Source organism: Ruegeria sp. BE10 (genome assembly GCF_056538905.1).
Map to the genome: position 1 here is coordinate 185,449 of NZ_JBQFTX010000002.1, position 13,092 is coordinate 198,540.

Below are 13,092 nucleotides of genomic sequence, written 5' to 3' on the forward strand. Positions count from 1 at the left end.
ACTCACATCGTCAGATTGGTTCCGCCACCGTCCAGCAGTATATTCTGCCCGACGATAAAGCCGGCGTGTTGCGAACACAAAAACGCGCAGGCCGCGCCGAATTCCTGCCGCGTCCCATACCGACGTGCAGGGATCGTCTCGACGCGTTCGGCGCGCGCCTGATCCATGGAAATTCCTTTTTGTGCAGCCACGCCACCATCCAGCGAATCCGCGCGATCCGTCGCGTGAATGCCCGGCAGTAGGTTGTTGATCGTCACTCCACGCGGCGCGACTTGTCGCGCTGTACCAGCGACATAGCCGGTCAAACCAGTCCGCGCCGCGTTGGACAGGCCCAAAGCAGGGATCGGCGCACGCACGGATTGCGACGTGATGTTGACCACCCTGCCCCAGCCCTTGTCCATCATCCCCGGCAACAAGGCTTTCATGAAGGCAATCGGTGTCAGCATATTTGCATCCAGCGCCTTGATGAAATCGTCACGATCCCAGTCCGACCACAGTCCGGGTGGCGGGCCACCGGCGTTTGTCACAAGTATATCAACGCCCTGCGCGGCTTCGATAACTTGCGCCTGTCCGTCTACCGAGATCACATCGCAAGCCACGGTTTTCACATCGACGCCATATTCGGACCGCAAACGAGCAGCTTCGGCATCCAACGCCTCGGCCCCGCGCGCGTTCATCACCAGATCAACCCCAGCTTCGGCCAACGCCTCGGCACAGCCTAAACCCAGCCCTTTTGAGCTTGCACAAACCAGCGCGCGCTTTCCGCGAATTCCCAGATCCATTTGATCCTCCCCATCTGTTGTTGCCCGCATGTCTAGCACCGGCCAGACAGGGAAGACCAGAAGTCACAAAGCTTCAGTAAAAGAACTCTTCGCGCACGATTTTTCCGTTTGCGACGTGATAGATACCGACCTCTTTCATATCGAAGGTCTCACCACTTTCCTTAACCTTGCCCTGCACTTCGAAAATTACGGCAAAGCGATCGTCGCCGTGCAAATAAGGCTCACTGACCGACGCGCCCGAGACCTCATGCGCGCCTTCCCACCATTCGTGTTTGCCGCGGATGCCCTCGACGCCGTGCGTTTCACGCCCCATGCCTTCCATCTCTTGCGCTTCGACCGAAACGGCATCAGGCGCGTATAATTTGTTCAGGTTTTCCTTGGCCCGGTCCTCACGACACCCAGCGACCAGTTCGTCTGCGATTTCTTTCAAATTCATTGATCCTCTCCATCTTTTGTTCACTATTTGTTCTTATTGGCATAACCATACGATTCTGAACACCCCCTTTGTCTTGCTTCGGCAGGATTCCCCGCCTATACGCGCGTTCATGCTTGATACCGCCACCAACCAACCCGTATTGCCGCCCGAGATTGCCCGACGCCGGACATTCGCCATCATCTCGCACCCGGATGCGGGCAAGACGACGCTGACTGAAAAGTTCCTGTTGTACGGGGGCGCTATTCAGATGGCAGGTCAGGTGCGCGCTAAGGGTGAGGCGCGGCGGACCCGGTCGGACTTCATGCAGATGGAAAAGGATCGCGGTATTTCGGTCTCAGCCTCGGCCATGTCGTTCGACTACGGGAACTTTCGGTTTAATCTAGTGGATACGCCTGGTCACTCGGACTTCTCCGAGGACACCTATCGCACGCTGACTGCAGTGGACGCCGCCGTGATGGTGATCGACGGCGCGAAAGGTGTGGAAAGCCAGACGCAAAAACTGTTCGAGGTTTGCCGCCTGCGCGATCTACCTATCCTGACCTTCTGTAACAAGATGGACCGCGAAAGCCGCGATACGTTCGAGATCATCGACGAAATTCAGGAGATGCTGGCCATCGACGTCACGCCCGCTGCGTGGCCGATTGGCGTGGGTCGCGATTTCATCGGCTGCTATGACATGCTGCGCGACCGACTGGAATTGATGGACCGCGCCGACCGCAACAAGGTAGCTGAAAGCATTCAGATCAACGGTCTGGACGACCCCAAACTGGCCGAACACGTACCCGAGCATCTGCTGGACAAGCTGCTGGAAGAGGTTGAGATGGCGCGCGAATTACTGCCTGCGCTGGACCCGCAAGCAGTGCTTGAGGGGCACATGACCCCGATCTGGTTCGGCTCGGCGATCAACTCGTTCGGGGTCAAGGAACTGATGGAAGGTATCGGCGCCTATGGCCCGCAGCCGCAGGTCCAGTCCGCTGAACCCCGACAAATTGCGCCTGATGAAAAGAAGGTCGCCGGTTTTGTCTTTAAGGTGCAGGCCAACATGGACCCCAAGCACCGCGACCGGGTTGCATTCGTACGCATGGCAAGCGGTCATTTCAAGCGCGGCATGAAGTTGACTCACGTGCGATCCAAGAAACCGATGGCGATTTCAAACCCCGTGCTGTTTCTGGCATCTGACCGCGAACTGGCCGAAGAGGCCTGGGCCGGAGACATCATCGGCATACCAAACCACGGTCAACTGCGCATCGGTGACACCCTGACCGAGGGCGAAGCGCTGCGCGTGTCCGGGATCCCGTCATTCGCACCGGAATTGCTGCAAACTGTCAGGGCAGCCGACCCGCTGAAGGCCAAGCATCTGGAAAAAGCCCTGATGCAGTTTGCCGAAGAAGGCGCAGCCAAGGTTTTCAAGCCATCAATTGGCTCGGGCTTTATTGTCGGTGTCGTCGGTGCACTGCAATTCGAAGTGCTCGCCAGCCGGATTGAGATGGAATACGGTCTGCCCGTCCGGTTCGAGGCGTCGCAGTTCACCTCTGCCCGCTGGGTGAGCGGTGACAAGGCCGAGGTTGAAAAGTTCGTCAACGCTAATAAACAGCACATCGCCCATGATCATGACGGCGACATCGTCTATCTGACGCGCTTGCAATGGGATATCGACCGGGTCGTGCGTGATTACCCCGAGCTGAACCTGACGGCGACCAAGGAAATGATGGTTTGATCCGGGTCTTGTAGTTTGGGCACCGTTCTCTAGGGTTCCGAAGCATGGCGGATTTGGATCAGGAAAACTATCCCGGCGGCTTCTATTCGGTGATGCGCCATCTGGAACGCAAAGAAGTTCCTTATCGCGATCCACAACGGGTACTGCCGCCGCCGGATGTTGATCTGAGTGAACTTGCCCAAACGCCTGTGGAAGAACCTGACCCAAACGCCTGCTTCGAACACAAGCAGGACGCGCGCAGGAAGTACCACGCGCTGCAGCAGGAATTTACTGGCCAATCGCTGCTGCATCTTGTTCACGCAATGTGCATCGCATTGCTGCGCCGGCATCCGTCACCGGCTGAGGCACGGGCGCTGTTTCTGCGGATGTGGCGGGAAAAGGGTTCAGAGTTGGCGCGGGACCTGCCCGTGCGTTGGCTTATTTCCTCGGCAACCACATTCGCCGACCATGGCGAAACACTGGATCAGCGCTTGGGCGGACAGGGTCTGTACCTGTTGTACGATCTGATCAAGCTGCATGATAGCGAGCGTCGGGTATCCCTTCGTCCAAACGATCAAGCCTTTGAGATGCAGGGTGAAAAACACCACGACGTTCCATTGGCATTCGGCATGGCGGGCTATTCGCTAAGGAATGGCGATCTGGATCGCAACCTTTTGGCACGCCTTTGGCGTCATGCAGAAAACGACGCGGTGTTGCGCCCGCTGGGGTACCGGATGTTGAAACTGGTGATGTACGACCCGCGCAGCATTTTTGGGCGTATCCAGCACTACAAGACCCGGCAGTCTCTGTTGGATCACATTGATGACTGACGGCTCTGGCTGGGGCATTGTTTCAACGGTTCGGGGCCCTGCCCCGGATATCCTGCGATTTGTTGCCTATCACCTCGATCTTGGGGTCGACCTGATGCACATCTATCTGGATGAACCCAATTCCAAAGCTTTCGATGCCCTGGATCGGCATCCGAAGGTCGACGTGCATACATGCGATGAGGCCTTCTGGGCCAGCCGCAAGCGTGAACGGCCCGATCGGCATCAAAACCGTCAGACCGCAAATGCGTCATTCACCTATCGCAAGACCAATCTGAATTGGTTGGCCCATATCGACATGGACGAGTTTCTGTGGACGGACCGTCCCATTCTCCAGCAACTGACCGATGTTCCCAACCACATCCCCGCTGTACGTGTCCGCCCGATCGAAGCCGTGGGCGGTGGCACGGATCTTTATAAGGCGCATCTTCCAAAGACCCCCCACCGTGACGCCCTCGTACAATCGCTGTACCCGCGTTATGGCGCCTTTGTTTTGGGTGGGTTCTTCAGCCATTTGCAAGGTAAGCTGATCGTCCGGACGGGCCTGAAGAAACTGAGCTTTCGTATCCACAACCTGTTCCAAGAAAAAACACTCTTGCCCTGCAAATTCGAATTGCAGGGGTTGGAGCTGTGCCATCGACACGCCCCCGACTGGGAACATTTTAAGGCTCACCTTCGATTTCGCCTGGCGCGTGGCTCGTATCAGCCAGGAATGTCCCTGAATGTTCCACGTGAACGGGGCGGCATGAACATGAACGAATTACTCAGCTGGATCGAGGTCGAAGGCGGCATGGATGGGCTGCGTGCATTTTTTGACGAAATCAGCGGTGCAGACCCCGACGTGAGAACCCGTCTGGAACAACATGACCTGATCCGATATCGGCCCCTGGATTTGGACGAAAAAGTCAGGAAACACTTTCCCGGAAGTGACTGAATTGTTGCGAGAAATCCGCAGAGCGAGCACAGTAAAAACCTTAAAGAGGTCTTCATTTGACCATACCCGGCGTTTTTGTTATGTCCCCCTCCAAGCCGAAATTGCGCAATGCAGCGTATGGCCATCCGGGCCCGGCACACCTTTGACGCGCGGGCCAGGTCTAATGTCCGCATGAACCGGACTTACATGACAAAATTTAACGAACTGAACCTGAACCCGAAGGTCCTCAAAGCCATTGAGGAAGCCGGATACGAATCCCCCACCCCGATCCAAGAAGGCGCAATTCCACCTGCGCTGGAAGGTCGTGATGTATTGGGGATCGCCCAGACCGGCACGGGAAAAACTGCAAGCTTTACGCTGCCGATGATCACAATGCTGGCACGGGGCCGCGCGCGCGCGCGGATGCCACGGTCGCTGGTGCTGTGCCCGACACGGGAACTGGCTGCACAGGTCGCCGAGAATTTCGACACCTATAGCAAACACCTGAAACTGACCAAGGCGTTGTTGATCGGAGGCGTCAGCTTCAAGGAACAGGACGCACTGATCGACCGTGGCGTCGATGTTCTGATCGCAACTCCCGGCCGACTGCTGGACCATTTCGAACGCGGCAAACTGCTGTTGACCGGCGTGCAGATCATGGTCGTGGACGAAGCTGACCGGATGCTGGACATGGGTTTTATCCCCGATATCGAGCGCATCTTCTCGCTTACACCGTTCACCCGCCAGACGCTGTTCTTTTCGGCCACCATGGCGTCCGAGATTGAACGCATCACCGACACTTTCCTGTCCGCCCCCGCGCGGGTCGAGGTTGCCCGACAGGCGACCGCCTCGGAAACCATTGAACAGGGCGTGGTTATGTTCAAAGGCGGCCGTCGCGATCGAGAGGCCAGCGCCAAGCGCAAAGTCTTGCGCGCACTGATCGATGCCGAGGGTGAAAAATGCACCAACGCGATCATCTTCTGTAACCGCAAGACAGACGTTGATATCTGCGCAAAGTCGCTAAAGAAATACGGCTATGACGCCGCCGCGATCCACGGCGATCTGGACCAATCACAGCGGATGAAAACGCTGGACGGTTTCCGCGACGGCTCGTTGCGGTTGCTGGTTGCCTCGGACGTGGCTGCGCGTGGACTTGATGTCCCGTCGGTCAGCCATGTTTTCAATTTCGACGTCCCCGGCCACCCCGAGGACTACGTTCACCGCATCGGCCGCACCGGTCGTGCCGGGCGCGATGGCAAGGCGATTACTATCTGTTCGGGTCGTGACGAAAAAGCGCTGGCTGCGATTGAAAAGCTGATCCAGAAGGACATTCCAAAGCTCGACAATCCGGTCAAGGACGAACCCAAAGCCGACACGCCGAAGCCTGAGAAAAAGACCAAGTCTGCCGACACTCAAAAGAACGAAGGCAAAAAGAGCGACCGCAAAAAGGACAAAGAACCTAAAGGTCGTGGCCGTCGTTCGGATAACGGCAACGCGGTTGTAGGCATGGGCGATCACCTGCCCAGCTTCATTGCCCTAAGCTTTGCCGAGCGCCGTGCTGGTTAAATCGCCAGCACCAGCGCCAGGATCGACAACCCCAACAAAGCCATCCCGGCAATCTCACGCCGGGTTATGGTCTCGCGGAAAAACAGGATCGATGCGAACAGGCTGAGCAACAGTTCGACCTGCCCCAGCGCTTTGACATAGGCCGCGTTCTGCAAGGTGAACGCAAAGAACCAGCAAAACGATCCGCCCAGACTGGTCAAACCAACAAACACCCCTGTTTGACGTGTCTGCCACACCGCAAGCAGTTCGGTCCGGTCGCGCCACAGCAGCCATAGCGCCATGCTGAGGAACTGGAACGTCACAACTGCGGCCAGAGTGATCAGAGCGCGAAACCACGCGTCGATATCACCCAATTCAAGCGACGCACCCCGGTAACTGACGGCGGAAAAGGCGAACAATACGCCTGACCCCAACCCTAGGCGCGAGGCCCGGTTGGTCAGATGTTTCCACCACGCCCCGTCGCCTCCGGGTGATTTGGACAGCAAAAGCACCGCCATCAATCCCAGCAAGATCGCAACCAGACCCCCGTACGAGATCTGATCACCCAGCACCAGAAAACCGACAATGGCGGTCTGAATTACTTCGGTTTTCTTAAAGGTAATCCCAACCGCAAAATTTCGTTGCTTGAACAAAGCGACCACGCAGATCGTTGCCAGAATTTGCGCGATGCCACCGATGACAGCGTATAACCAGAACCACCCCGTCAACGGCGGCAGGCTGAAGCCAGTCACTTGCAGCGCCACAATCAGCCCCAAAAGCGCCAGTGGCATCGAATACGCGAACCGGGCAAACGTCGCCCCGGCCGCACTTAACTTTACGGTGCTGAGGGATTTTTGCAGCATGAACCGCACTGTCTGGAACGAGGCGGCAGCGATTGTTATGGGAATCCATAAACTCATGGCCCCCTTGTGTCGCTAAATCAAGGCTTTGGCCAGAGAGGATGTTCCACCGGATCCTTGGCCCGCAGGAAATATGCCTTAAAGATCTGCGCGTAAGACCGGTATACATAAGCCTCATTCCGGGTCTGATACCGATCTTTGCTGGCGCGATATAGCGCAGGCAGGCGGTACCAGGGCGCACCAGGATTCATGTGATGAACCACATGCAGGTTGTTGTTTAAAAACAGAAAAGCCAGCAACCCACGATCTTCGATAATCACAGTACGGGCCTGCGGATTTTCATGCGCGCGATGTTCAAGGAAGGTGCGGATCTTCACCAGCCCCAGCCCGGTATAGGCGGACAGAACATACGCCCAAATCGGCATTGCCGAGTGCCCGACCACCCACAAAACCAAGGCCACCCCAACCAGATGTAGCGCCCAGGCCCGCAGGATGCCAAGGTCGCCCAGCAACGCACCGCGCAATTCATTCCGCGTGAATATGAATTGGCCAATCGCCGGACCCAGCACAATGCGCCCCAACAATGTGTTGTTCACAGATAGCAGCCATCGCTGCCACCCGGCCAATGCGCCCCAGACCTGTGGATCCAGATAGTTGGTTTCAGGATCGTCATAGGGGTCGGTCAACGTCTCATCCCGGTGATGAGCCAGATGCAGGTCGCGGAACCTTTGATACGGGATGAACAGGGTCAGAGGCAGCGCCATCAGGGCCTCATTCAGCCATTTTGTACGAAACGGGTGGCCGTGCAACGCCTCATGCGTCAACGAGGAATGGAGCGCCGCAACCAGACCCATCACCGGAATTGCCAGCCAAACCGGCATCAGGAAAATCACCGCCAACCACGCCCCATAGCAAGCCAGGATCAGGGCGAACGTGCCCCATTCGGGTGCAGCGGGCCTAGACATTGCGCCCCCATGAGATTTTGGCCCAGACGCGCTCGTAAATAACGTACATCGTCAATCCGATGGCCGTATTTACAATCGCCAGTGTCCCGCCCACAGCCGCCGAGCCAGTCGCGACCAGCCCGACCAGTGTCATCACCAGCAAGCCCATCGCATTCCACAGCACCGCTTTCACGACTGATCTGCGCCGTGTTTCCATTCCGTCACCCATATTATTGTTGTGTCTTCAAAATTATGGGTCACGGCATCCGTTGAAAATTCTGAATATGATTAACAAAACTCATCAACTGTGATATTTTTAAACATATGCAGGAAAAAATAGACAAAAGAGACCGCGCGGCACAGTTCCGTTCTCGTCTAGCCCGGGCGATGGAGGAGCGACACGTCAGTCAAAGTGCGCTGGCGCGTCAGATTGCGGTGGACCGTTCGACCGTATCGCAGCTTTTGACGGGTGAAGGCGCGCGCTTGCCAAATGCACATGTGGTAGGCAGTTGCGCCTCGGCGCTGGGGGTTTCGGCGGATTGGCTTCTGTGCCTGTCCGACCGACCCGAAAGCGCAGCGGAATTGTTGGCCAGCTCGCTGACAATGACCGAAGCACCACGTGCGCTGGTGGATGAGCGCATCTTTGAGTGGCATCAAGAAGCCGCAGGGTACAAAATCCGTTATGTTCCAGCGACTTTGCCCGACATGTTAAAGACCCGCGCGGTGCTGGAGTGGGAATATGCCCCGCATCTGGGGCGGACGGCGGATCAGGCCATCGGTGCCTCGGCTGACCGGCTGATGTGGATGCGCAGCGCGCAATCCGACTATGAAATCGCCATGCCGCTGTATGAAATCGATAGTTTCGTCCATGCGCGGGGCTATTACGACGGTCTTTGTCCCAAAATCCGGTTGGAACAGATCGACCATCTGCTGGAGATTTGCCAACAGCTCTACCCGCGTCTTAGGATCTATCTGTTTGACGCAAAACGGCTTTATTCCGCTCCGGTCACGATCTTCGGCCCCTTGCTGTGTGTTTTCTACGCCGGCAGCCACTATATGGCCTTTCGGGACCGTGATCGGATCGAAACCTTCACCCGCCATTTCGACCGACTGGTACGCGAGGCTGACCTGACTGCGCGCGACTTCTCAGAACACCTTAAACGGCTGCGCTCGCAAATTTCCGACCACTAAGGATGCACCTAAGCCTGTCTTGTGCTATCGTCGTTCGGCGCGAACCTTCGGGTATTCCGATCACAGACGGAGGACGACAGGAATGGACGCACTACAGACCGCTCAATACGCACGGGCCTTATATACTGTTCACGGCGACCGGGCCGAGGCGGAAGCCGCACAAAAGATGCGCGAATGTGAAGCCGCCGGAAATAGACAGGAAACGCTAGACTGGCAAGCTGTCCGCCAGACCATCCGCCAAATTCGCGGGCCAAATCAGGGCTAGCTTCAGCGTTTCGAAAAAGCCCTGCCCCAAGCCGATCACCAATGCCCTTATTGCGCCAGGGCATTGGGGTTCTGTGTGTTTTCTAAACCGAGTTAGATTTTCGGATCTGGATTCACCGTGTGCCCATCCACGGCAATAACCTGCCCCGAAACTAGCCGCGCCGCATCCGAGGCGAGGAACACGGCCATGTTTGCGATATCGTGACCTTCAACAAAGCGCCCCATCGAGGTACCCGAAGCATACCCCGCATAGACCTGATCGCGGGTCATACCTTTTGCGGCCGCTTCGCGCGCCAGCACACCCTCCATCCGTGGGCCTTCAACCGCTCCAGGACAAATCGCATTGGCGCGAATACCGTGGGGGCCAAGTTCCATCGCGAGGGTTTTCATCAGGCCAATCACCGCCCATTTCGCCGCTGCATATGGCGCGCGGTACGGGTACCCGTATTGACCAGCAGTTGACGACGTCAGGGTGATGCTGCCCGCCTGCACGGTCTTCATCAAGGGGGCTGCATGTTTCACGGCCAGAAAAGCGCCCTCGAGGTTGACCGAAACGCAGGACCGCCAATCTGCCAACCCGATATCCTCGATCGCGTTTGTCGGTCCTGCCGTGCCTGCATTGGCGCACAGCGCATCCAATCCACCTTCGGCTGCGATATCCTGAAAAACGGCGCCCATATCGGACTCACTTGCGGCATCGGCGCGACGAGCCTCCCAGTGATCCGGCACCGTATTCAAAGCAGCCTCGTCAATATCCGTGATCCAAACACCATAGCCTGCATCATCAAATGCTTCGGCCATGGCACGGCCAACGCCCGAGGCGCCAGCTGTAATCAGAACCCGCCGGGTCATGCGGGTTTCCGGATCGCGGCGCCCGCGCCTTCGGGGTAGGGCAACCCTGCCTGCGCATCGGCGATCCGCGTCATGGAGGCCTCGATTTCCGGCGACGGTGCGCTGGGGCGACGAGATTCAAGGCTGACATGCAGCAGGAAGCTTTCGCCCGTGGCCAGCAGCTTGTCGCCCTCATACATGCTGTGGAATACGTGCAGTTTCTTGCCCTGCCCCAACAGCATCTGCGTGCGAACTTCGATCTTGGCGCCTGCGTGTGCTTCGTCGACATACCGGATGTGGTTTTCAGCGGTGAAATAGCTACCGCCCGAGGTGATGTAATCCGCATCGCAGCCGATGATCTCCATGAACCGGTCGGTCGCGGCGGCGAAGGCTTCCAGATACCGCGCCTCGTTCATGTGGCCGTTGTAATCGGTCCAGTCCAACGGCACCGCGCGGGCCAGTGTCAGGATCGGCTGGCTTAGGTCTGCCTGTTCCAGCGTTGGCAACGCGCCGGGTTTCAACAGCGCGTCATGCTGGTTCAGCACCGCCCCTGCGCCATAATTCTGCGCTTTGAGCGCGCGCATCATGCCCACAAGGTTGTTGTCACGGATCCGCTCCAGTTCGCGGATCGAGTGCATGCCCGACTGCGCGTCCGACTGATCCGCGATCAGGTCGACAAGTTCATCAGTAAAGTCCGGCACGTCCATCAACTTGGTCCACGGCCATTTCAACGCTGGCCCGAACTGAGCCATGAAGTGCCGCATCCCGGCCTCACCTCCGGCCACGCGATAGGTTTCAAACAGGCCCATCTGCGCCCAGCGAATGCCAAAGCCCATGCGGATGGCCTCGTCGATCTCTTCGGTCGTGGCGATGCCGTCCTTGACTAACCACAATGCCTCGCGCCAAACGGCCTCAAGAAATCGGTCAGCGATATGCGCGTCGATTTCTTTCTTGATGTGCAGCGGGAAAAACCCGACGGACTTCAGCAGTTCTTGCGCCTTGGCAACCATCTCGGCCGAGTTTTTGCCGGTTGGGACTAGCTCAATCAACGGCAGCAGATAGACCGGGTTGAACGGGTGCGTCACCACGATCTGCTCGGGCCTCAACGCGCCCTCCTGCAATTCGGACGGTTTAAATCCGCTGGTCGAGGAGCCTATGATCGCATCTGGATCACAAACCTCCTGCAACCCCTTGTAGACCTTCAGTTTCAGGTCCAGCCGTTCAGGCACGCTTTCCTGTATCCAGGCGGCACCCTGCACGGCCTCCGACATATCTTCGTAGAACGTCAGAGATCCCTCGGTCGGCAATGGCACATCGCTCAGCCCCGGCAACGAGCGGCGCGCATTATCCAGAACCTCACCAATCTTACGCTCGGCCTCGGGGTCCGGGTCGAACACCCGGACGTTCCAGCCGTTCAGTAGAAATCTTGCGGCCCATCCGCCGCCGATGACGCCGCCGCCAATGATCGCTGCTGTTTTTGTCATTGTTCCTCACTACAATCCAAAGTGCCGAAGATCCCTCCGACAGCGTCACGTATTGTGAATTTCGTTTTGCCCAACTGTTCCATTTCCCAAGTCTCGTTTAGCAAGACTTCACCTTCATCTTCGCAAACCACGTCAAGAGCATAGGTCGCCGAAAGTGGCTGTACGCTGTTCACGCGACATCCACCCAGGCTGTGCCGATGTATCCAAAATGGCACCGAAAAGACGTTTTCCTTCAATTGTGCACACAGCCCCGTCTGGGTCGCCAAATACTCATCGACAGCATCAGGAGTTTCCGCACTCAGTGGCGCGGCACAAATCAGACACACCAACCGGAACGGCATCACTTCGCCACTGGCGCCCGTTTCACCAGACCCAATTTCTCGCGCACTTCCTGCGCACCGATCACCCGCGCGCCCATGTTCTCGATAATGGTTCCGGCGCGTTCGACTAGTTGCCAATTCTCGGCTAGCACGCCCTTGTCCAGCCACAGGTTATCCTCAAGCCCGACGCGCACGTTGCCGCCCGCCAATACAGCCGCCGCGGCATAAGCCATCTGATTGCGGCCCAGAGCAAACGCGCTGAACGTCCAGTCATCCGGCACGTTGTTGACCATCGCCATGAAGGTGTTCAAGTCATCCGGCGCGCCCCACGGCACGCCCATGCAAAGTTGCACCAAAGCCGGGCTGCCCAGAACACCGTCCTTCACCAACTGCTTGGCGTACCACAGATGGCCGGTGTCAAAGGCTTCGATCTCCGGCTTCACGCCCAAATGTGTCATCATCCGACCCATCGCCTGCAGCATGCCCGGCGTGTTGGTCATGACGTAATCGGCTTCGGCAAAGTTCATGGTGCCGCAGTCCAGCGTGCAGATCTCCGGCAGGCATTCCGCAACATGTTCGACCCGCGCGGCTGCACCGATCATATCAGTCCCGTCCTCGCGCAGCGGCAGCGGAGATTCGGTTGGGCCAAACACCATGTCCCCACCCATCCCGGCGGTCAGGTTCAGAACGACGTCAACCTCAGCCTCGCGAATGCGGTCCGTGACTTCGCGATACAGGTCCAGACGGCGGCTGGGTACACCGGTTTCAGGGTCGCGTACATGGCAATGCACCACCGCCGCCCCGGCCTTGGCTGCGGCAATCGCACTGTCGGCGATTTGCTTGGGTGAGCGCGGCACATGTGGGCTGCGATCCTGTGTCCCTCCCGAGCCGGTAACGGCGCAAGTGATGAAGACTTCGCGGTTCATTTCCAGAGGCATTGTGTTTTCCCCAAGTTATACCCGGTTTTGCCATGAGTTTTCCCCAGGCTTCTCCACGGAT

The 13,092-nt window shown here is 57.6% G+C and carries 14 protein-coding genes; 6 read left to right on the forward strand and 8 right to left on the reverse strand.

Annotated elements, in window-relative coordinates; translation table 11 throughout:
• Positions 1-2: 2 nt before the first annotated feature.
• The gene (locus tag ACR0M2_RS06250; RefSeq protein WP_480704304.1) at positions 3-782 is read right to left on the reverse strand and encodes an SDR family oxidoreductase; all 780 of its coding nucleotides are present in this window, start codon (positions 780-782) and stop codon (positions 3-5) included.
• 73 nt (positions 783-855) lie between these two features.
• Positions 856-1,218 (reverse strand): nuclear transport factor 2 family protein, encoded by a 363-nt coding sequence (locus tag ACR0M2_RS06255; RefSeq protein ID WP_170358779.1) that lies wholly within the window; start codon positions 1,216-1,218, stop codon positions 856-858.
• Positions 1,219-1,327: 109 nt separating this feature from the next.
• Here ACR0M2_RS06255 and ACR0M2_RS06260 point away from each other — a divergent pair, with 109 nt between their 5' ends.
• From ACR0M2_RS06260 to ACR0M2_RS06275, 4 genes are all read left to right on the forward strand, one after another.
• On the forward strand, positions 1,328-2,935 hold the full coding sequence (locus ACR0M2_RS06260; protein WP_480704305.1) for a peptide chain release factor 3: 1,608 nt from the start codon (positions 1,328-1,330) through the stop codon (positions 2,933-2,935).
• Between the two features lie 44 nt (positions 2,936-2,979).
• Positions 2,980-3,744, forward strand: a complete 765-nt coding sequence (locus tag ACR0M2_RS06265; RefSeq protein WP_480704306.1) for a hypothetical protein — start codon at positions 2,980-2,982, stop codon at positions 3,742-3,744.
• Positions 3,737-4,675: a glycosyltransferase family 2 protein gene (locus ACR0M2_RS06270; protein WP_480704307.1), complete on the forward strand. Its 939-nt coding sequence runs from the start codon at positions 3,737-3,739 to the stop codon at positions 4,673-4,675. Before ACR0M2_RS06265 ends, ACR0M2_RS06270 begins: the two co-directional genes overlap by 8 nt.
• A gap of 186 nt (positions 4,676-4,861) precedes the next feature.
• Positions 4,862-6,220, forward strand: coding sequence for a DEAD/DEAH box helicase (locus tag ACR0M2_RS06275; protein WP_170375615.1), 1,359 nt, complete (start codon positions 4,862-4,864; stop codon positions 6,218-6,220).
• Here ACR0M2_RS06275 and ACR0M2_RS06280 read toward each other — a convergent pair.
• The 3 genes from ACR0M2_RS06280 to ACR0M2_RS06290 are packed head-to-tail and all read right to left on the reverse strand — an operon-like array spanning position 6,217 to position 8,220.
• Positions 6,217-7,119 carry an EamA family transporter gene (locus ACR0M2_RS06280; protein WP_480704308.1) on the reverse strand — a complete coding sequence of 301 codons (903 nt, stop codon included), beginning with the start codon at positions 7,117-7,119 and terminating at the stop codon, positions 6,217-6,219. The two genes, ACR0M2_RS06275 and ACR0M2_RS06280, sit on opposite strands and share 4 nt — an antisense overlap.
• Positions 7,120-7,139: 20 nt before the next feature.
• Entirely contained in the window at positions 7,140-8,024 is an 885-nt protein-coding gene (locus tag ACR0M2_RS06285) for a fatty acid desaturase (protein WP_480704309.1), read from the reverse strand.
• Positions 8,017-8,220, reverse strand: a complete 204-nt coding sequence (locus ACR0M2_RS06290) for a DUF2061 domain-containing protein (protein WP_170348929.1) — start codon at positions 8,218-8,220, stop codon at positions 8,017-8,019. Before ACR0M2_RS06290 ends, ACR0M2_RS06285 begins: the two co-directional genes overlap by 8 nt.
• 107 nt (positions 8,221-8,327) lie before the next feature.
• Here ACR0M2_RS06290 and ACR0M2_RS06295 point away from each other — a divergent pair, with 107 nt between their 5' ends.
• Both ACR0M2_RS06295 and ACR0M2_RS06300 read left to right on the forward strand, forming a co-directional pair.
• Positions 8,328-9,194, forward strand: coding sequence for a helix-turn-helix domain-containing protein (locus ACR0M2_RS06295; protein WP_480688098.1), 867 nt, complete (start codon positions 8,328-8,330; stop codon positions 9,192-9,194).
• A gap of 82 nt (positions 9,195-9,276) precedes the next feature.
• Positions 9,277-9,459, forward strand: a complete 183-nt coding sequence (locus tag ACR0M2_RS06300) for a hypothetical protein (RefSeq protein WP_480704310.1) — start codon at positions 9,277-9,279, stop codon at positions 9,457-9,459.
• A 92-nt stretch (positions 9,460-9,551) separates the two neighbouring features.
• Here ACR0M2_RS06300 and ACR0M2_RS06305 read toward each other — a convergent pair whose 3' ends face one another.
• The 3 genes from ACR0M2_RS06305 to bcoG all read right to left on the reverse strand — a co-directional run bounded on the left by ACR0M2_RS06305 (position 9,552) and on the right by bcoG (position 13,031).
• Positions 9,552-10,310, reverse strand: coding sequence for an SDR family oxidoreductase (locus tag ACR0M2_RS06305; protein WP_480704311.1), 759 nt, complete (start codon positions 10,308-10,310; stop codon positions 9,552-9,554).
• On the reverse strand, positions 10,307-11,773 hold the full coding sequence (locus ACR0M2_RS06310; protein WP_480704312.1) for a carnitine 3-dehydrogenase: 1,467 nt from the start codon (positions 11,771-11,773) through the stop codon (positions 10,307-10,309). Before ACR0M2_RS06310 ends, ACR0M2_RS06305 begins: the two co-directional genes overlap by 4 nt.
• A gap of 340 nt (positions 11,774-12,113) precedes the next feature.
• Positions 12,114-13,031, reverse strand: coding sequence for a 3-dehydrocarnitine:acetyl-CoA trimethylamine transferase BcoG (bcoG, locus tag ACR0M2_RS06315; protein WP_480704313.1), 918 nt, complete (start codon positions 13,029-13,031; stop codon positions 12,114-12,116).
• Positions 13,032-13,092 lie beyond the last annotated feature (61 nt).